General features: G+C 38.9%; 19 protein-coding genes. 10 read left to right on the top strand and 9 right to left on the bottom strand.

Annotation, left to right across the window (positions count from 1 at the left end):
- The first annotated feature begins 648 nt into the window (after positions 1 to 648).
- Genes M2419_RS13045 through M2419_RS13035 form a run of 3 tightly spaced genes read left to right on the top strand, consistent with a single transcriptional unit; the run spans position 649 to position 2,048 of the window.
- Positions 649 to 1,539: a DUF4886 domain-containing protein gene (locus M2419_RS13045; RefSeq protein ID WP_227550316.1), complete on the top strand. Its 891-nt coding sequence runs from the start codon at positions 649 to 651 to the stop codon at positions 1,537 to 1,539.
- A gap of 7 nt (positions 1,540 to 1,546) precedes the next feature.
- Positions 1,547 to 1,741, top strand: a complete 195-nt coding sequence (locus M2419_RS13040) for a DinB family protein (protein WP_200845703.1) — start codon at positions 1,547 to 1,549, stop codon at positions 1,739 to 1,741.
- 46 nt (positions 1,742 to 1,787) lie between these two features.
- Positions 1,788 to 2,048 carry a DinB family protein gene (locus tag M2419_RS13035; protein ID WP_259255227.1) on the top strand — a complete coding sequence of 87 codons (261 nt, stop codon included), beginning with the start codon at positions 1,788 to 1,790 and terminating at the stop codon, positions 2,046 to 2,048.
- A gap of 76 nt (positions 2,049 to 2,124) precedes the next feature.
- Here the strand turns inward: M2419_RS13035 and sucD are convergent, their stop codons facing one another.
- Positions 2,125 to 2,997: a succinate--CoA ligase subunit alpha gene (gene sucD, locus M2419_RS13030; RefSeq protein ID WP_153847869.1), complete on the bottom strand. Its 873-nt coding sequence runs from the start codon at positions 2,995 to 2,997 to the stop codon at positions 2,125 to 2,127.
- Positions 2,998 to 3,087: 90 nt separating this feature from the next.
- Complete coding sequence (locus M2419_RS13025) at positions 3,088 to 3,621, bottom strand: RNA methyltransferase (RefSeq protein WP_153847870.1); 534 nt, start codon at positions 3,619 to 3,621, stop codon at positions 3,088 to 3,090.
- Positions 3,622 to 3,734: 113 nt separating this feature from the next.
- Here M2419_RS13025 and rpsT point away from each other — a divergent pair, with 113 nt between their 5' ends.
- Positions 3,735 to 3,989 carry a 30S ribosomal protein S20 gene (gene rpsT / locus M2419_RS13020; protein WP_046671646.1) on the top strand — a complete coding sequence of 85 codons (255 nt, stop codon included), beginning with the start codon at positions 3,735 to 3,737 and terminating at the stop codon, positions 3,987 to 3,989.
- A gap of 147 nt (positions 3,990 to 4,136) precedes the next feature.
- Here the strand turns inward: rpsT and M2419_RS13015 are convergent, their stop codons facing one another.
- Positions 4,137 to 4,988 (bottom strand): DUF1080 domain-containing protein, encoded by an 852-nt coding sequence (locus M2419_RS13015; RefSeq protein WP_153847871.1) that lies wholly within the window; start codon positions 4,986 to 4,988, stop codon positions 4,137 to 4,139.
- A gap of 39 nt (positions 4,989 to 5,027) precedes the next feature.
- Positions 5,028 to 5,861: an AraC family transcriptional regulator gene (locus tag M2419_RS13010; RefSeq protein ID WP_153847872.1), complete on the bottom strand. Its 834-nt coding sequence runs from the start codon at positions 5,859 to 5,861 to the stop codon at positions 5,028 to 5,030.
- A gap of 433 nt (positions 5,862 to 6,294) precedes the next feature.
- On the opposite strand from M2419_RS13010, the gene M2419_RS13005 reads away from it, so the two are divergent.
- Entirely contained in the window at positions 6,295 to 7,791 is a 1,497-nt protein-coding gene (locus M2419_RS13005; RefSeq protein ID WP_153847873.1) for a succinate CoA transferase, read from the top strand.
- Positions 7,792 to 8,040: 249 nt separating this feature from the next.
- Here M2419_RS13005 and M2419_RS13000 read toward each other — a convergent pair whose 3' ends face one another.
- Together M2419_RS13000 and M2419_RS12995 are read right to left on the bottom strand one after the other, a co-directional pair.
- Complete coding sequence (locus tag M2419_RS13000) at positions 8,041 to 8,655, bottom strand: DNA alkylation repair protein (RefSeq protein ID WP_202883695.1); 615 nt, start codon at positions 8,653 to 8,655, stop codon at positions 8,041 to 8,043.
- Positions 8,656 to 8,671: 16 nt separating this feature from the next.
- Positions 8,672 to 9,169 (bottom strand): DinB family protein, encoded by a 498-nt coding sequence (locus M2419_RS12995; RefSeq protein ID WP_153847874.1) that lies wholly within the window; start codon positions 9,167 to 9,169, stop codon positions 8,672 to 8,674.
- A gap of 317 nt (positions 9,170 to 9,486) precedes the next feature.
- Between M2419_RS12995 and M2419_RS12990 the strand changes: the two genes are divergently transcribed.
- The 5 genes from M2419_RS12990 (at position 9,487) to M2419_RS12970 (ending at position 14,530) form a co-directional block, all read left to right on the top strand.
- Positions 9,487 to 10,533 (top strand): alpha-L-fucosidase, encoded by a 1,047-nt coding sequence (locus M2419_RS12990; protein WP_153847875.1) that lies wholly within the window; start codon positions 9,487 to 9,489, stop codon positions 10,531 to 10,533.
- A gap of 83 nt (positions 10,534 to 10,616) precedes the next feature.
- Positions 10,617 to 11,024 carry an EthD family reductase gene (locus M2419_RS12985; RefSeq protein WP_153847876.1) on the top strand — a complete coding sequence of 136 codons (408 nt, stop codon included), beginning with the start codon at positions 10,617 to 10,619 and terminating at the stop codon, positions 11,022 to 11,024.
- Between the two features lie 184 nt (positions 11,025 to 11,208).
- Positions 11,209 to 13,599: a PDZ domain-containing protein gene (locus tag M2419_RS12980; protein ID WP_159731951.1), complete on the top strand. Its 2,391-nt coding sequence runs from the start codon at positions 11,209 to 11,211 to the stop codon at positions 13,597 to 13,599.
- A 306-nt stretch (positions 13,600 to 13,905) separates the two neighbouring features.
- Complete coding sequence (locus M2419_RS12975) at positions 13,906 to 14,055, top strand: hypothetical protein (protein ID WP_159731948.1); 150 nt, start codon at positions 13,906 to 13,908, stop codon at positions 14,053 to 14,055.
- Between the two features lie 43 nt (positions 14,056 to 14,098).
- Positions 14,099 to 14,530: a DoxX family protein gene (locus M2419_RS12970; protein ID WP_182330046.1), complete on the top strand. Its 432-nt coding sequence runs from the start codon at positions 14,099 to 14,101 to the stop codon at positions 14,528 to 14,530.
- An 87-nt stretch (positions 14,531 to 14,617) separates the two neighbouring features.
- Here the strand turns inward: M2419_RS12970 and M2419_RS12965 are convergent, their stop codons facing one another.
- The 3 genes from M2419_RS12965 to M2419_RS12955 all read right to left on the bottom strand — a co-directional run bounded on the left by M2419_RS12965 (position 14,618) and on the right by M2419_RS12955 (position 18,328).
- Complete coding sequence (locus tag M2419_RS12965) at positions 14,618 to 15,910, bottom strand: hypothetical protein (RefSeq protein WP_159731943.1); 1,293 nt, start codon at positions 15,908 to 15,910, stop codon at positions 14,618 to 14,620.
- 649 nt (positions 15,911 to 16,559) lie between these two features.
- Positions 16,560 to 17,957 carry a M56 family metallopeptidase gene (locus tag M2419_RS12960; RefSeq protein ID WP_159731941.1) on the bottom strand — a complete coding sequence of 466 codons (1,398 nt, stop codon included), beginning with the start codon at positions 17,955 to 17,957 and terminating at the stop codon, positions 16,560 to 16,562.
- Positions 17,954 to 18,328, bottom strand: a complete 375-nt coding sequence (locus M2419_RS12955; protein ID WP_112373710.1) for a BlaI/MecI/CopY family transcriptional regulator — start codon at positions 18,326 to 18,328, stop codon at positions 17,954 to 17,956. Before M2419_RS12955 ends, M2419_RS12960 begins: the two co-directional genes overlap by 4 nt.
- Between the last annotated feature and the right edge of the window lie 269 nt (positions 18,329 to 18,597).

The raw sequence follows: 18,597 nt of genomic DNA, 5'->3' as shown, positions 1-18,597 counted from the left end.
AGCCGATGGTATTGCCGTAACAGGTGGGAGAGTAGGTCGGTGCCTTTTTTTACACGGAAGCCCTTGCTGGAAACAGTCAAGGGCTTCTTTCGTTTGGATACTTTTCCCGGTCGTCGATGAGCATTGTCCATCGGCAGCTGTTGCGCAACTCTCATTGTCCTCAGTGGTATGGAGCATCCTTGTAGCCAAGGGGAATTGTAATCCAGTGGACAGCAATCCTACAGCCTTCACTGACCGTGTCAAACCTTATTGCTTTTTACGAGTGTCCTATAGCCGTATATCGGTAAGTACAGCAAGGACTACTCGTAATTATTGGGGGAATATCCTGTCCTGCTACTATCCTTATCAAGCTATATTGTTTTTCATCTGTATCGTATTGCTGTATATCAATGGCCTTGCAGTAGCTACTTGTAATAAGCAGTTGTATATGCTATCCGACTGTTGGGAAGTATACAGGTAGTGGTTACAGATATAGCTCTCAGAATTACATGCTATACAGCTATTCTATACTATTATTAAGCTTTATCGGCAAATACCCCTGTCCCAGCTGCTATCTCGATAGCTTACAGATGGGAGGAAATCTCCCTTTCTAGGTATATCATTCGTATTTCTACGAGATATTATCTAATTTAGTTGTTATTGCATTATATGATGATAAAAGTAAAACAGGTATTGGTTTTTGGTTTTTTAATCGTATTCTTTTTGAAGAATAATCGATTAAATGCGCAAAATAAATCTTTAGATGATGGTGTGCTACGAATATTGGCCATCGGTAATAGTTTCTCGGAAGATGCTATCGAACAGAATTTATATGAATTGGCGAAAGCCGGCAAGAAAAAGATAGTGATCGGCAATCTCTATATTGGGGGAGCTCCTTTAAGTTTACATGTAAGTAACGCAAAAGAAGATAAGCCGGCTTATCGCTACCGCAAAATAAATCTTGACGGGCAAATGTCCGAGAAAGCGAATGAGCGCTTATCTGAAGCGCTTATCGATGAGGCTTGGGATTATATTAGCTTTCAGCAAGCAAGTCCGCTATCAGGAGATTATGATTCGTATGCGAAGGATCTACCGCCTTTATATGATTATGTGACAAAACATATTCTATTTCCTGAAACTAAGTATATATTGCATCAAACTTGGGCATATCAGAACGGTTCATCGCATGAAGGTTTTGTTCGCTATAACCGTAGCCAAGATAGTATGTATAGGGCTATTGCCAATACTTCGCAAGAGGTGTTTAACTGGGGTAATTTCGATCTTTTGATTCCTTCGGGTACAGCTGTTCAAAATGCGCGTTCGAGTTTTGTGGGGGATCATTTTACGCGTGATGGCTATCACCTAAATCTGAACTACGGACGTTTCGTTGCTGCCTGCACCTGGTATGAGGCATTATTCCATGAAAATGTACTGAACAATACATTTTTGCCGCTCAAGGTAACCTATGTAGAGGGAGAGATTGCGCGAGCGGCAGCACATAAGGCTGTGGAATTCCCCTATACTGTTACCGTATTAAAAGATTTTCAATTAATGAATTAGTATTTATATGAGTATCAAAAGGAGCTATTTGATCGAATTGGATCACGAAACAAAAAATACCAAACGTATTCTAGAACGGATACCGGACGATAAATTGGATTGGCGCCCACACGAAAAATCGATGAGTTTGGGCGAATTGGCCGCTCATGTTGTCGAGTTATATAACTGGGTACACAAGGCAATACCAAAGGACGTATTTTGATTTTAAAGTAGATTATAAGCCTCTCAAGGTATCCTCAGTAGAAGAGTTGAAAACAATCCTCACTCTTGGACTGGAAGAGAACAAGGCAACACTAGAGGATATGGCCGAATCGGATTGGTTTAATGAATGGGTGCTTAAAGCTGGGGACCATGAGATTGCCCGTTTGCCACGAGCTGGAGCGATACGTTTTATTGTCAATAATCATATTGTTCATCATCGTGGTCAGTTGACTGTTTATTTGCGATTATTGGATATTGCTGTACCGGGCTTATATGGACCATCGGCAGACGAAGCAATGTCTAGTTAATGTTGTCATCTAATTATTAGGTATAAAAAAAGGGAATCAAATTTGATTCCCTTTTTTTATATGCTCGATGGTCTAATTATTTAGCCAATTCTTCTGCGATTGCTTTTCCAATTTCAGCTGGAGATTCAACAACACGAATACCACACTCACGCATGATTTTCATTTTTGCAGCAGCAGTGTCATCTGCACCACCTACAATTGCACCAGCGTGTCCCATACGACGTCCTGGAGGCGCTGTTTGACCTGCGATAAATCCAACAACAGGTTTAGTACCGTGTTCCTTGATCCAACGAGCAGCTTCAGCTTCCATTCCGCCACCAATTTCACCGATCATGATGATCGCTTCAGTTTCAGGGTCATTCATTAATAATTCAACAGCTTCTTTCGTTGTTGTACCAATGATAGGGTCACCACCAATTCCGATTGCTGTTGTGATGCCTAATCCTGCTTTTACAGTTTGATCTACGGCTTCGTAAGTTAAAGTTCCTGATTTAGAAACAACACCCACATTACCTTTTTTGAAGATAAATCCTGGCATGATACCGATTTTAGCTTCGTCTGCAGTGATGATACCTGGGCAGTTAGGACCGATCAAACGAGAGTTTTTGTCGCTCAAGTAAGATTTTACTTGGATCATGTCTTTTGTTGGGATACCTTCTGTAATACAAACAATCACTTCGATACCAGCAGCGGCAGCTTCCATGATCGCATCTGCAGCAAATGCTGGAGGTACAAAAATAATAGAAACATTAGCTCCTGTAGTGTCAACTGCATCTTGCACAGTATTGAATACAGGACGGTCTAAGTGTTGTTGACCACCTTTACCAGGAGTAACACCACCAACTACATTTGTTCCGTACTCAATCATTTGAGTAGCATGGTAAGTACCTTCGTTTCCAGTGAAACCTTGAACGATTACTTTTGAATCTTTATTAACTAATACACTCATTTCTTCTTTAAATTTTGCACACAAATCTACTATTTTGCTTTCTAAAATGGAAGCAATGTGAATAGGAATGTGACCTTTATTGATAAATTTTTAATTGAAATTGCGTTTTTGGATAAAATCCCAAAGAATAATGCCAATTGCGACAGATACATTTAAGGAATGTTTAGTCCCGTATTGGGGGATTTCGATGCAGGTATCAATTTTTTCCATGACATTCTCATCGACTCCATTGACCTCATTTCCAAAAATCAACGCATACTTTTTGTCATTTTCTGGTTCAAACTGATGTAACATAACACTATCATCTGCTTGCTCGATGGCAATAATGACATACCCTTCTATCCGAAGCTGATCAACAACAGCTGTGGTATCTTTGTGGTATTCCCAAGCGACCGATTGGGTTGCCCCGAGGGCCGTCTTTTCGATTTCGCGATGGGGAGGTGTGCCGGTAATGCCACACAAGTGTATTTTTTCAATAGCAAATCCGTCTGCAGTACGGAAGGCCGAGCCCACATTATGCATGCTCCGTACATTGTCCATAACGATTGTGATAGGAGTTTTTTCTTGTTTTTTAAACGATTCAACATCTGTACGTTGAAGTTCATCCATCGATAATTTTTGCATGTCGCAAATATACTAAACCTAAAAAATAAAATAGATTTTGAATATTGAAAATAAGGTGTTATTTTTGCAGTCCGAATTACAAGAAAAAATTGAATAAAAATTAGCTAAAAAAAATGGCAAATCATAAATCAGCGATCAAAAGAATTAGAGCAAACGCTACTAAACGTTTAAGAAACCGTTACCAAGCAAAAACTACACGTAACGCAATCAAAAAATTACGTCACACTACTTCTGCAGAAGAAGCAAAAACATTGTTACCACGCGTAATTTCTATGCTTGATCGTTTGGCAAAGAAAAATGTGATCCACAAGAAAAAAGCTTCTAACAACAAATCTAAGTTAACAAAATTTGTTAACGGTTTAGCGTAAGCTTTTCGTACAGATATAGAGGGGTACAGCTCGCTGTATCCCTTTTCTTTATGTTATATACTTTGGATTTCTCTTTCCAAGCGAATGGTAAATAAAAAAGCATCGGATATCGATGCTTTTTTATTTTAAAACTGACCTACATTGTATTTATTGCTGCAAATTTGGAAGTAACTCAGCGATGATCTTTTTCAATTTGTTGGGATCTTTCATGTAAGGTTCTAAATCGTAAAGTTCCACCTTTTTGAAATCAATGGGATGACTCTCACTCTGAAGTGAAATAGTTCCCTTATTTAAAAGCTGACCATCTTTTTTCACTTTAGGATCGAAACCACTTACATTGCCGCCACCAATTTGGGGTTTATTATACTGTAATACGACCTTGTTTTCAAGGATATGCTGCACAAGAGAGTCTCCCAAGACCAAAAAATCAGCAGTTACCCACTGATCTCCAGCATAGGTTTTTGATGTTGAGCTAATGCAATGCGGTGTGAATAGCTTATTGTCGATCACAACGTTTGTGCCTGGTGTACAAAGGTTACTTGTGGTCCGTTCGTCCTTGCCATTTCCACCCAACAGTTGCCCTTCTATAGATATCGGAAAGTCTTGATCCACACCCATAGTATTAGGATTCTGTCCATGTAGCATGGCTCCGCTATTACGCCAAGCCCAACCTTCGCCACCATTTACCTGTTCACCGACAAATCTGTAAGTGACACGCAACAAATAAGCAGAGAATTCTTTATTGTAGAAGAGATGGCCATACTGAAAATTGAAATTATCATAACCATCATATCTTACCTTGAGTAAACCGTCTTCTACACGAAATGTATTTTTGTAATTATCCCCAACTTTGTGGTTTCTGATTTTTGGGGTCCAGTTCTTCAAATCTTTCCCATTGAATAACTGAATGGGTTTGGGTTTCTTATCTTGAGATTTGGCAAATAAAGAAGTGCTAAGCAATAAAATTCCAGCACTATAAATGATATGTTTGAATTTCATCCTGAATTAGGTTTATTGACCTAAATTAGGTAAACATTTTTAAATAAGCAATTCTTTTTGTTTGACATATTCGCTTGGACGGATACCGACGACCTTATTGAATGTGTTACTAAACGTGGGGAGGCTATTGTATCCAACTTTGAGTGCAACTTCATTTACACTTAGTTTTTCGTCTAAAAGGAGCTTAAGAGCGGTTAGCATTCTGAGGATCGTGTAGTACTGGATAAAAGACATATTTAATTCTTTTTGAAATAGTCTGGCTAATGTACGTTCACTAATGTTAAATAATCCGGCAAGTTTTTTAAAGCTGACATTTTCCTCTATATTCTCTTCGAGGTAAGTGACGATATCCTTTAATTTCTGATGATTAGGATAAGGCAAGGCCAATGGAAGCTCATGTAGCGATAATTCCGGCAGGATAAGCTTAAATGCTGTAGCGATACTATATTTAGGTTCTTCGACCGGAAATATATTGCCATTCCAGCGGTTGGTAAACATAATCAGCTCTATCAAAAGATCATTTACTGGATAAATCCCCATTTTACTGTAGAAGGGTGCATCATTATTGGCTTTGGGAAAGTACAGATTACGCATAACGACCTCAGGGGTACTTGGATGAATACTATGTTTTATGCCAGCAGGAATCCACAAATAATGACGGGCAGGTAGAAAATATGATTTTTCCTCTGTTTTAACAAATACGACACCACCTTCTGTATATAAAAATTGGTCCTTATCGTGGCAGTGTTCGGAAATATGATTCTCTGCAATAATAGCGTGGTGACAGTAAATGCTATCTTCAAATGAGTCTACTTCCGTCATATAATAGCGGTTGACATATTTAGCATCTGTCGTTATATCTTGTGTATTCATTTTAACCTATAATACTATACCACAAAGGTAAGACTTTTTTACTATACCCCACCTTTACTTCTTGAAAGTGAGTGTATGCTTACGTTAAAATGGCAATTAATCGACCGGAGAGTTAGTCTTTACTTACTTTGATTTTATCTTTATTATTGTAAGTTGTTTGTTATCAGTGTGATATATATTATCGATCAGTGTGATATAAAATATTTTTTTATTGTGATTTGTTGTATATTTTTGATTTGTAGTGAGTTGTGACTTTTTAGTCTCGTTTGGATAATTTTGTGTCGAATGGTAATAAATATGCAGGTGAAAAAAATGCTAAAATTGTTTGGTTAAGAGGTTGGAAAATATAACAAAGAACTTTTCCAATAAGGGAAATATATAGGTTTCAATTTCTTAAGTTTACAATAATGGAATAAAATCAAACTATAACAATATGGCTTACGAAAGAATAAAAGTTCAAAGCTTACATAATAAAGTGATTACAGCGGAAGAAGCTGCTAAACTATTTCAAAACGGAATGGTCGTTGGGTCGAGTGGTTTTACTAAGGCTGGAGACAGTAAGGTTGTGTTACCTGCCTTGGCTGAACGTGCAAAAGTGGATCCATTGAAAATAACCTTGATTACCGGGGCTTCGTTGGGACATGGAACGGATGGTAAATTGGCGGAAGCGGGAGCACTATCTAAGCGGATGCCTTTTCAGGTAGACCGTATTTTACGTAATAAAATTAATGCTGGAGATGTGCTGTTTATTGATCAGCATCTAAGCGAAACAGCCGAATTGCTGCACAATAAGAATTTGCCTCAGGTGGATATTGCTGTTTTGGAAGTAGCAGCAATAGAATCAGACGGAAGTATTGTTCCAACGACTTCTGTGGGAAATTCGGCTACTTTTGCTGCATTGGCTAAGCAGGTTATTTTGGAGGTAAATACTGCGATACCGATGACTATTAAAGGGATACATGATATTTACCAAGCGGAAGATTACCCTCGCCGTAATGTTATTCCAATTGTAGCTCCAGAAAATAAAATTGGGCGTAAAACTATTCCTTTGGACGCAAGCAAGGTGGTGGGAATTGTGTTTACGAATGAGCTTGATAGCCCAGCCGATATTGCTGAACCGGATACCAAAACTACAGCGATAGCGAAGCATATTTTACAGTTTTTCGAAAATGAAGTAGAGTTAGGTCATTTGTCAGAAAGCTTGATGCCTCTCCAAGCGGGTATTGGAAAAGTAGCTAACGCTGTTCTGACCGGATTTATACATAGTAAGTTCCGTAATCTAACGATGTTTTCTGAAGTGTTGCAAGATAGTACCTTTGACCTTATCGATGCTGGAAAACTGGATTTTGCTTCTGCTTCTTCAATTACTGTTTCGGAAGAGTGTTATTCAAGAGTGTTCGATCATTTGGATCGATACCGTGATAAAATTGTATTGCGGCCACAGAACATTTCCAATACACCTGGACTGATCAAACGTTTGGGGATTATAGCAATTAATACAGCTATAGAGTTTGATATTTATGGAAACGTAAATTCTACCCATACGTCGGGAACAAATATCATGAACGGTATCGGTGGATCGGGTGACTTTGCACGCAATGCTTACTTGAGCATCTTTGTTACACAGGCAGCCTCTAAAGGGGATGCAATTTCTCATATTGTTCCTATGGTTTCTCATGTAGATCATACCGAACATGATGTCGATATTTTGGTAACAGATTATGGTTTGGCAGATTTGCGTGGTTTAGCGCCTCGTGAGCGAGCGAAAGTAATTATTGAGAACTGCGTACATCCCGATTATAAGGAGCAGCTATCAGACTATTATAACCGCGCTTGTGAAAGGGGAGGGCATACACCACATTTGCTAGAAGAGGCTTTTAGCTGGCATATTAATCTTCGTGAAAAAGGAACAATGAAAAAAGACCAATAACCGAGGGCGCGGTTACATATGGACTAAAGGTATAAAGAAAGGCGCGGTTTAATTGTAGACTTCGCCTTTCTTGATGTATAACTATCGCAAAGAAAATCACGCATTCATTTCATTGGTTATGATGAACCATTGTGGCTTCCTACTGGATCTGTTTAGCCCCCAATTTGTGGCGAATGAGACCAATGGTAATTTTTGTCCGAAACCATTGTTTAGTTTCTGGCGATTCAATTACTTTACTGTAGCAAGCAACTAGCTTAGGGTGAAACTTTGCGATTGTTTTGGCCCCCAGCCAATTCCTTTCTTCACGTGGAAATCTGTCTTATTGGATAGTGAAACCAACAGCTTCAACAAAATGTCTACGTATGTGGCTGGTAGTCCCTTTTTTACAGCATAGTGCGTAGCTACACCAATGGTACGGACAATCCATTTATCAGGATGATGAGCTAATTCTTCTAATAATGGTATTGCTTTTTTAGGTGAAGTCAACAGCGCATGACCAAGTACGCGTTCGCCGATGATATCACATACGTACCATTGATTGCCCATGGTTATATAGGTGCAGGCTTTATGGATAGATTCTTCAAAGTGTTCGGTGAGACGTTGCTGAAGAATTATTCCCGTTAAAACATAACTTCCCATTTCTGTTGTGGCAATGAGACGATCTGTCAAGTGTAATTGCTCGGCCTCAGGCACGAATAGCATAATTTCCCTGGCCGCGAACTCCAGAAGTGGAAATCGTACTTTCTTTTTCAGTAAACACTCTTGTAAGCTTAATATAAGGCATTCAATACCGGATTGCTGCCCTTGCTGTTTCGCCGCTGCGACAATTTCTCGGATCTGTACTTTACTGGTAATTTGGTCCATGGCGTTGCTCCAATCCCTATTGTTGATCTTTATAAATATTCCAATAATTAAAGTCTGTCATTGGGGCATCCGTTATTCCAATAGCCCGGCCCATTGTAACGATCTGTCCCCTGTGATATGTTCCGTGAAGGATCAGCTGTTGTATGTATTCATATTTCGTGAAGTCGCATTGAAACCATGGTGATTCCACTTTGATATTTTTTTCAAGATCCAACTCAGATAGCTTGTGTATATAATCCACAAGTTGAACTGAACTTCTTCTTAGTGCTTCAAATATTTCTTCTTTTGTGGTTCGCTTTTTTTCAAAATCAAAATCATTGCTTTCTGCAATGTGGCTCCACCAATATTCCTGTGTCTGCAAGATGTGGTTTAAAGTTTTCAAAATGGTCGGGAAGCTTGAAGGTACCTCTTGGTTAAGTTGGTCATCCGATTTATCAGCCAGCCAATTGATGTATTTATTAACGACCCAGTTGTTATACTCTGCGCTTTTTGTGATTAAGGTCTTTAAACTCATAATTTCAATCTATAGTATGGTTTTTAATGATATTTTTACTAAATATAAATCCTTTTTGGAAAGAATTTATATTAAATTTCATAGCAGATAGACTGTTTGATAAGCTGCTTTGGAAGTTTTTATTTTTTATAAAATTGTGACAGGTATAGACCTGTACGCTAAGCGTAACTTATTTGAAATAAATAAAAAGTGTTGTTCATATTTTTTATATTTATTTTGCAATAGCAGAATGGTTTAGCATTTGCCGAATGCGCGTGAGATACCAATAGAATATTTGACAGCCGCTTGAGCTTGTTGGATTAACCAATTATATAAATATGATAAAAGCAACGCATTGTATTCTTTCTCTAATAGCCATGTTGTTTATGAACATGGGAAACGCCCAAGTTAATTATTTACAGGAGTCCAAAAAGGATTTTGATGAACGAATGCATTGGTTTAGGGAAGCAAAATATGGAATGTTTATTCATTTTGGACTTTATAGTCAACTTGGAGGGATGTATAAAGGGAATTCAACTAAAGGATATGCCGAGTGGATACAATCGGAAATGAATATTCCGAAGGCAGCCTATTCGGAACTGATCAACACATGGAACCCTAAGGACTTCAATGCGGATCGTATTGTTCAATTGGCTAAGGATGCCGGAATGAAGTATATTGTCCTGACGACCAAACACCATGAGGGGTTTTGTCTGTGGGATTCCCCCTATACAGATTATGATATAGCTTCGACGCCAATGAAAGGAAGAGATCTCGTGCGGGAGCTGTCCACAGCTTGTAGGAAAGCTGGGATTAGATTTGGTACCTACTACAGTATTATCGATTGGCATCACGATTCGCAATATGTCGATCCCAATGGTAAAGGAGATTGGGGCCAGATCCTCATTAAGCCAGAACAGAAAGCCGCTTATATTCAATACATGAAAAATCAATTGAAAGAATTGGTTGTTAAGTATGATACTGACATCCTGTGGTTTGATGGGGACTGGGTGAATTGGTGGGATATGGCCGCAGGAGAAGATCTTTATCAATATCTACGCAAATTGAAGCCCTCTCTTATCATTAATAACCGCGTAGCAAAGCGTGATCAATTTAAGCGAGATTTTGGAACGCCTGAACAAGAACATCCTGGAGCGTTACTGGATTACGATTGGGAAGCCTGTTATACCCTGAACAATTCTTGGGGATATAAAAAATCAGATAATAATTGGAAATCTCCTACAGAAGTAAATACTAAGCTACGGGAGATAAATGAAAAAGGTGGAAATTTGTTGCTCAATATTGGACCTGATGCTGACGGAAATGTGCCGGTTGCTAGTAAAGATATTTTGTTGAAAGCAGCCGCAGAGCGCAAAAAGAACTAATCTAAGCAATATTAGCTGTTTATTGAATCATGGTAAATGTTTTTGGAAAAAAGAGTGTTATTTAATCTTACTTATCAACAAATATGAAAACAAAGATCATTTTAGTTATGGTTTTGATAACCATGCTGTTGGGGTTTCAGTGCAATGCAAAGGCAGATCCACCTTTTCATAAAAAGGGGATGATCAAGGTATCGATCTTTTATCGCAATGGACCTGGAAAGACATTTGATTGGGATTATTATCTCCCTAAACATATTGCGCTTGTCAAAAAAGTTTACGGTAAAGCACTGAAAGGCGTAACCATTGATAAAGGGTTTTCGGGACGTAGCTCAGCAGAAGGTCCGATCTATTTGGCCATTTGCCATTTGTATTTTGATTCTGTTGCGGCCTATCAGGATCCTTTAAAAGAAAATGGGAAAAAGTTTGCCGAAGATTTCCCAAAGTATACGAATATTACGCCAGAGGTACAGATCAGTGAAGTGATTCAATAGACCGTTCGTTAATTCGCCGAAATACTATTGTTTTGTGAAATATTAACCTGATCGAATGAAACACGAACTGATAAAGTCGTTTGTGCATAGCAAACGACTTTATTTTTATGGTCTTATAGACCTAACTATATAGCGGGTTTATAGTCGATGTAATCTAGCTAAAACTATATGAACGATTAAAATTATGAAGATATCTTGTATGCTATTTCCAAAATTATTATTTATTGGCCTTACCGGTGTCACTTCGCTTAGCGTGCGTGGGCAACAGTCTGGCTCGGTCAAACGTATTTATGTCAGTACAAAAGGAAGTGATAGAAACCAAGGAACTAAGGGAAGTCCCTATGCCACAGCTGAGGCCGCACTGCGATCAGTAGAAAAACAGAAACAAGGGAAAAATACACCGGGCATCGAAATCATCTTTATGGCAGGCACCTATCAACTGGATAAACCGATTGAATTGTCTGCTGGGATATCGGGTACAAGAAGGCAACCCTTGCGGATTAAAGCCGAGGATGGAGCACAAGTTACACTGAGTGGTGCCAAATCGCTTAACCTCAAATGGAAACAGGGCGATCATGGTATTTGGGAGGCTAAGGTCCCAAGAGGAGTAAACGTCCAAAGTTTATATGCTAATGATAAGCATCTTGTCCGGGCACGTTATCCAAACTACGATCCCACTGTCTTGCCATTTCAAGGCTATGCTGCAGATGCATTAAGTCCCGAACGTGTCGCAACATGGAAAAACCCTAAGGGGGGAATTGTACATGCTTTGCATGCTGGTCGCTGGGGAGGATTCCATTATAAGATTACCGGAAAAGATGGCTTATCAACAGTTACACTTGAAGGTGGACAGCAAAATAATCGTCCCAGCAAAATGCACGAGACCTATCGCTTTGTAGAAAATATCTTTGAAGAACTCGATACCTTTCAGGAGTGGTATTTGGATGAGGAGAAAGCACTATTATATTATATGCCTGCTAAAGGAGTTGATCCCAACCAGCTAAAGTTTGTAGCACCACAATTGGAAAATCTAATCCATCTTTCAGGTTCATCTTCCAGCCCAGTGCATGATATTGAGGTTAGTGGCCTTCGCTTCATGTATACTGCTCCTACCTTTATGAAAACAAGCGAACCGCTCTTACGTAGTGATTGGACGATCGATCGACAGGGAGCGGTAAAGATTGAAGGTGCGGAAAACTGTATTTTCCGCGCGAATGATTTTATCGCTTTGGGCGGCAATGCAATATTTGTTAATAATTACAATCGCGGGGTCAAAATCGAAGGCAACCGGATTGAACAGATCGGTGCAGGAGCGATTAATTTTGTAGGAGATCCAGCGGCGGTACGCTCACCGGAATTTCGATATGAAAAATTTGTTCCGTTTGCCCAAATGGATACCATCAAAGGGCCAAAAACCGATAATTATCCTATGGATTGTGAGGCGAGTGACAATCTGATTCATAACATTGGATTGATCGAAAAACAAGTCGCCGGTGTACAGGTCTCCATGGCTGAATCTTTACGAATTTTGCACAATACCATTTACGATGTGCCTCGAGCAGGTATTAATGTAGGTGATGGTACTTGGGGCGGTCATGAGATAGCTTACAATGATGTTTTTAATACAGTCCTGGAAACCAGCGATCATGGAGCCTTCAACTCATGGGGTCGCGACCGATTTTGGCATCCTAATCGAAAGGAGATGGATGAACTGACGGAGAAACATCCCAATTTAATATTGCTGGATGCAGTCAAAACAACCAAAATTCATGATAATAGATTTCGCTGTGATCACGGTTGGGATATTGATTTGGACGACGGATCTTCCAACTATGAAATTTACAACAATCTTTGTTTAAGTGGGGGACTAAAACTAAGAGAAGGATTTTATCGCAAAGTGTATAACAACGTGATGATCAACAATGGTTTTCATCCGCATGTCTGGTTTCAGAATAGTCACGATGTATTCCGTAATAATATTGTGATGGAGTCCCATCAGGATATACAGGTCAAGTATTGGGGGGAAGAGGTAGACCATAATATCTACGGGAGGCAGGATGACCTAGACAAAGATCGGGCGAAAGGCATAGAAAAACATGGTCGTGTTATTCAATTGAACTTTACGGATCCTGCACATGGTGATTTCCGATTGAAGAACTGGAACGATCAAGATTTTAAAAATTTTGACATGCTGCATTTCGGGGTTATGAGTAAAAGACTTAAAACTCTTGCCGCTAGTCCTGAAATACCTCAGTTGATCCAATCCGAAGCAAAGGAACAGGGGAGCAGATGGGCCTGGAAGTCGGGCTTATTTAAATCAGTGGAGACTTTGGGAGAGCAGTCGGCTGCGGGCCTACCCTCGATAAACGGCGTGCTGCTACTCCAGTTGGATGAAAAAGGCAATCTTTATAAAAGCGGTTTGCGTGTCGGTGATGTTGTACTGAATTACCAGGGCGAGAAAATAAATCAATTAATAGACTTGCAACAAGCGATTAAAAAGCATGTACACGCAGACCAGCCGAAGGTGTTAATTTTTAGAAACCAACAGCAGCAGGAATTAACGCTGCAGCTGTAGCAAATTTTCTATAGGCAGATTGAAATATAGTATTGTACTTTGGCTTGTTGACACGCGATATCACTATTGTGGGGATTTAACAGTAAACCAATGCAGTTTTGATAGATCGATCATCTTATGACGATGCTTAGCTTTTGTTTATAATTTTTATTTCCATTGGGACTATTGAGCATCTTGGTCGTCATTATAACAGTGTGTTATCATTTAATGGAGTAGACACATGATATTAAATTCTTATTCGTATTAATTGATGTATAAGGCTGTACAGCACCCACGTGCTGGCAGCCTTATTGATTTAACTGTGCAATGGATTTACCCACAGGTGATCGCCGAACGATGAGCGTGGAAGTGAAGGTACAACAGCGGTATGACAATGAGGAGGGGCTTTGTCGGTATGGGATGGTTGAAACAAGTTTCTTAAACTGGTTTAAGTTTGGACTGTTTTTGTTCTCTTAAATTTGATTTATATCGTTTACACCATATTTATATAATTTATACCATGTATAATCAACTTTTTGTACGTATAGCTGTATCGACAGCATTTTTGTCTGCTGTTGCAGATCGTTTTGGGGTGTGGGGGGCACCGGGGGCATCACATGTTTCCTGGGGAAATTGGGCCAATTTTGTAGCCTATTCAAATACCCTTAATTTTTTTGTGCCCGAATCTTTCGGCAATATACTTGCTATCGGTGCAACATTATTAGAGGTTGTTTTAGCAATCCTACTGCTGATCGGCTATAAGTTGCGTTTTACTGCATTTGTTGCCGGGATTCTACTGATCAGCTTTGCGATAGTGATGACCCTCTCGTTAGGAATTAAATCGACGTTCGATTATTCAGTCTGGGTAGGAGCGGCTGCCTGTTTTCTACTGCGTACTGCCGATAACTTTCCCATTAGCATAGACCGCTATATTGAACTTCGAAAAAAGTAAATGGATAGATGATCTTCTCATTTTAGGAATAGATCTCAAAAATATAAAAATGCCGTTAAACGAGTTTGTTTAAGGGCATTTTTAGGATTACATTTCCTTTAAGTTTACCTCTTTCTTTTCACCGTCTTTGTCGATGGTAACGTGTTTCTCAACATTGGCTTTGTCGACATAAGATGATCTTGCCGTACCGTAATTTGTCGTGGAACCTGTATAACCCCAATAGTTATAATAATTGGTGTAGCCTGATACATAGGAATAGTTGTAAGAATTGGTGAAATCGAAGCTCGCCATAATCACGTATGCACCTGGCATGAGATCTGCAAATTCGAAACGCCCCTCATCATCATACACTTTTGCTTTTTTAACAGCATAGCCAAAATCAGGGTCTAATGGAACTTCCTGGACCTTTTTCTGTTTTCGGATCTTTTTATTGACTTCCAGCCATTCTTCGTAATAAGCAGAGTTGGCGAATAGCGTAATTTCTGTCCCTTTTGGAGCATATTGCTTTTTGGCAGTATTCACGAGCCCGCCAAGTTTTTTTCCGGAGCTAGATCGTGCGTAAGCCGTCCCGATAATAACACTGCTCCCCTGAGAAACCTGCTGGGCAGCCTGTTCTTTGTTGAATCTATTTTTAATAGGTTGATAGTCCAGTTCTTCGTTTACGGTAATTTCCCACTTTCCGTTTCCCATGGACATTTCCCTTTGCCATAATCGGCGATCTTTCTTATCGATGACATAATTGTAGATGGCTCCGGTACTTTCTTCTAAAAGTGTAACCAGCCAACTGTCGTGCTTACCTGTTTTTGGGGAACCATAACTGTAGCTTTTTACTTCCTTGATGGTATAGTCTTCGACAAAAATGTTGGAATCACTATTGTAATAAAATTGCGGGATGCGCGCTTTATACCCTAGATCTAAAGGTAGAGTTGAAATCAGATGATCTGTCCAGTTAAAATCTACAAAAGGTCTAGTTGGCTGTAAGTCGATCTTTTTTTCCTTTTTAGTTTTCTTCGAATAATAATTACCTGTAATTGTTTCTGCAAAGTTGAGGTTTACTTTTGTTTCCTTGCCATCGCTCGAGTAGCTGATGGACCGAAGTGTTTTTGCGTCGGCAATCGTCGTGCGGATCGAAGTCCAGGCATTGTCTTTCGGAACATAGGTATTGGTTAAGGTCAGCTGATTGTTGGCCGCTACGATATCGTAGGTCAATGATCCTTGTTTGTCCCAGGTATTATCTTTAACATAATATACCGTATACAGTGATTTCTCCGGTTTTATATAGTTGGTATTGATATCGCTGCTACCAGGGGTGACGGTCTTTTGACATAATCCTACGGCCGGAAGTAAGCCTACTCCCAAAACAAAGGCATATAATTTCATATATGTGAACTATAGTTAATGAAAAACAAGTTGTTTTCTTGTTCGATTTATTTATCTAAGGTAATAAAAAAGTTTTTTATTTTTTGCTGGGGATAGCCTCGTCGAATAGGCTTATGCTATAGCGGGAATTTGACGTCGTACCCTTTTGGAGCTTGTTCGAATATTGATGATATAAAGATGAAAAAAATAAAACGGAGGTATTTCTACCTCCGTCGTCATGCTCTTTTGAGCACCAGTGATGATTAGAAAACAATCTTTGCGATGACGATCAATAGTTATCTTCCGCTTCTTTTTCTTTGTCAATGATAGAAGAGCGCATCCGGTAGACATTCATTTCACCTAGATGGGTGTAACTTTTTCCGCCGTTTTTAAGGATCATTAGCTGGACATGATTGCTTTAAAAATAAACTATAGTAGAATTTGTCGTTTTTTAAACCCGAATTCAATCCTTAATTATATTCTGGAAAATGCTGATGTTTATTTTTAACTTGATTTTAGATTATATCAATATCTATAAGAAGAGTTGGTACATTAAATTTTGGATAATCTAAACAACATTCTGGTTTATAGGTGAGTAATCGTGAGGAGTAGACATAACGCAATAAGAGGAATTGTATTCCTCTTATTGTATTCCGAAGAATTCTGCTATTTATTTTTTATTTACAGATTTTACTTCTACTTCGGGTTTCATTTTTAGGACGATCTTTGCGGGCGTTTCCTCCTTAACTTGAATATCTTTTTGATCTTGATTTGAACTGACATTGGCGGAAAGATTGATCCGCTTTGGTTGACGCAGTTGAATATCTTCGACCCTTACTTCCTCAATTTTAGGTGCTACTTGCACTTCTTCAATTATCGCCGAAGTTTTTTTTGATGGAGTAGATTTTTTTTGAGGTTCCGCAAATTTGACCTGTTCAACACTTACTTCCTCGATTACTTTGGGTGATTTTTGAGGTGGGGCAGGTTTTTTTCGAGGTTCCGGGAAACGTACATTACCTTCCTGTTGGGAAGAAGACCTACGCTGGGATATCATTGGCGGAGCCATTTCCTTTGTCGGTGATTTAGGAGATCTTCCACTAGTTTTAGGAGCGTCCGGTTGCTTTGATGCAGGCGGCGTTATTGCGGTGTTGGCAGCTGCTGCTTTTTTTGTCGTGGTCGGCGTTGTTTTCTGTGCCTCCACATGTGTTGAAAACAACGTAGATATCGCTACTGTCAGTAATAAAGTAAGCCCGGGCATTAGCAAGAGTTTACTTCGGGTTGTTCTTTTTTGTAACATAATTAATCGTTTTTTTGTTGTTAAAAAATTAAAATTACTGGCCGGTAATGTGTTTATATCAGGGGTGGACATGCTCCACTCGATAATCAAATGTTGGTATCTTAACTTTTCATGAATCTTGACTACGGCATCGTCTGCAAGGTATTCATGGGTTTGTCGGATCGATTTTTGAATGAGATAAATGAAGGGATTGAACCACAAAAATATACCCAAAATCTGCATAAAAAGTATATCCATCGAATGGCGTTGATTGGAATGGGCCCGTTCGTGCGTTATAATTGACTGATCAATACCGCGCTGTTGGTAGGCCTCTTTGGGAACATAAATTTTTTGAAAAAAGGAAAATGGTGTTTTTAAGCCATGTATGCAATAAATGGACTGTTCATCGGTTGGTGTGGCACTTCGGATATAATAAAGGAATTTGCGGTATAACCATACCTGTTTCAGAAGTAATGCAATAGTGACAATTACATAAATCAGCAGAGCGCCATCGTACCAATCGACGTGATAATTATTGAAGAGTGCTGAATCTGTTGCGGGCTGTTTAATGATCGGCCCCGCAGGGGTAACATCACTGTTTCTGTCGTTCAGTAAGTTGAAAATATCAAATGGGACAACGATCTGCACCAATGGAATGACGACAGATAGGGGGATAATCCCGAGTAAATAAAAACGGTTGAATATCAGTAGTTTTTGGTTGCGTAGTATTGACCAATAAATAAGATAGAGTAAACCCGAACAGGCTATCAGTTTTCCAATATATAGCATCATGTCTCTTTGTTTTTAATTTCGGAATCAATTATATTTTTCAGTTCCTCCAATTGCTCTTTGCTCAGCTGAGATTGTTTAGTGAAAAAAGAAGCAAATTTTAATGCTGAATTGTCGAAGTAGGTTTCTACGATATCATTTACATGTGCTAAGTAATAGTTGTCTTTATCAATTAGTGGATAATACTCTCTCGAATTTCCATAAAGCACATAAGATATCGCCCCCTTTTCAGTCATTCTCTTCAATAATGTAGCAACAGTTGTTGGCGCTGGTTTAGGTTCAGAATACGCTTCCATAAGATCTTTCATAAAAGCTTTTTTCATGTCCCAGATGTAGCCCATCAATTGTTCTTCCGTAGCTGATAATTTATTCATACTACAAATATAGAATATATTCTACATTGTGTAGAATTAAAATATGTTAAATAATTTATGTTGTTTTATTTGATTGATTTATAGGTGTTTATTTTTTTTAGTTCTGGTAATGAGGATAGTTTTCACCCTAAAATTAGTTGCTGTTCCCGGATATAACCGATAAGTTTATACAAATAATAGGGGAACTGAATATGTCAGTATATTGTTTTAACTAAAGGATCTGTCGTTGGATTTTGAAGTACTTCGATCCTAGGTTTAGGTGATTTGAT

Source organism: Sphingobacterium sp. BIGb0116, assembly GCF_024808035.1.
In the GTDB taxonomy this organism is placed as follows: domain Bacteria; phylum Bacteroidota; class Bacteroidia; order Sphingobacteriales; family Sphingobacteriaceae; genus Sphingobacterium; species Sphingobacterium paramultivorum.
Note: the sequence above shows the minus strand (reverse complement) of the source record. Positions and strands in the feature narration are given on the sequence as shown.

Excerpts from the sequence above, each read along its gene's own strand:
- M2419_RS12995 (WP_153847874.1), bottom strand. The coding sequence starts at position 9,169 with ATGAGTTTAAAGACCTTAATCACAAAAAGCGCAGAGTATAACAACTGG.
- M2419_RS13045 (WP_227550316.1), top strand. The coding sequence starts at position 649 with ATGATGATAAAAGTAAAACAGGTATTGGTTTTTGGTTTTTTAATCGTA.
- M2419_RS12955 (WP_112373710.1), bottom strand. The coding sequence starts at position 18,328 with ATGAATAAATTATCAGCTACGGAAGAACAATTGATGGGCTACATCTGG.
- M2419_RS12970 (WP_182330046.1), top strand. The coding sequence starts at position 14,099 with ATGTATAATCAACTTTTTGTACGTATAGCTGTATCGACAGCATTTTTG.
- sucD (WP_153847869.1), bottom strand. The coding sequence starts at position 2,997 with ATGAGTGTATTAGTTAATAAAGATTCAAAAGTAATCGTTCAAGGTTTC.
- M2419_RS13005 (WP_153847873.1), top strand. The coding sequence starts at position 6,295 with ATGGCTTACGAAAGAATAAAAGTTCAAAGCTTACATAATAAAGTGATT.
- M2419_RS12965 (WP_159731943.1), bottom strand. The coding sequence starts at position 15,910 with ATGAAATTATATGCCTTTGTTTTGGGAGTAGGCTTACTTCCGGCCGTA.
- M2419_RS13025 (WP_153847870.1), bottom strand. The coding sequence starts at position 3,621 with ATGCAAAAATTATCGATGGATGAACTTCAACGTACAGATGTTGAATCG.
- M2419_RS12960 (WP_159731941.1), bottom strand. The coding sequence starts at position 17,957 with ATGATGCTATATATTGGAAAACTGATAGCCTGTTCGGGTTTACTCTAT.
- M2419_RS13015 (WP_153847871.1), bottom strand. The coding sequence starts at position 4,988 with ATGAAATTCAAACATATCATTTATAGTGCTGGAATTTTATTGCTTAGC.
- M2419_RS13010 (WP_153847872.1), bottom strand. The coding sequence starts at position 5,861 with ATGAATACACAAGATATAACGACAGATGCTAAATATGTCAACCGCTAT.
- M2419_RS13040 (WP_200845703.1), top strand. The coding sequence starts at position 1,547 with ATGAGTATCAAAAGGAGCTATTTGATCGAATTGGATCACGAAACAAAA.
- M2419_RS13000 (WP_202883695.1), bottom strand. The coding sequence starts at position 8,655 with ATGGACCAAATTACCAGTAAAGTACAGATCCGAGAAATTGTCGCAGCG.
- M2419_RS12975 (WP_159731948.1), top strand. The coding sequence starts at position 13,906 with ATGGATTTACCCACAGGTGATCGCCGAACGATGAGCGTGGAAGTGAAG.
- M2419_RS12990 (WP_153847875.1), top strand. The coding sequence starts at position 9,487 with ATGATAAAAGCAACGCATTGTATTCTTTCTCTAATAGCCATGTTGTTT.
- M2419_RS12985 (WP_153847876.1), top strand. The coding sequence starts at position 10,617 with ATGAAAACAAAGATCATTTTAGTTATGGTTTTGATAACCATGCTGTTG.
- rpsT (WP_046671646.1), top strand. The coding sequence starts at position 3,735 with ATGGCAAATCATAAATCAGCGATCAAAAGAATTAGAGCAAACGCTACT.
- M2419_RS12980 (WP_159731951.1), top strand. The coding sequence starts at position 11,209 with ATGAAGATATCTTGTATGCTATTTCCAAAATTATTATTTATTGGCCTT.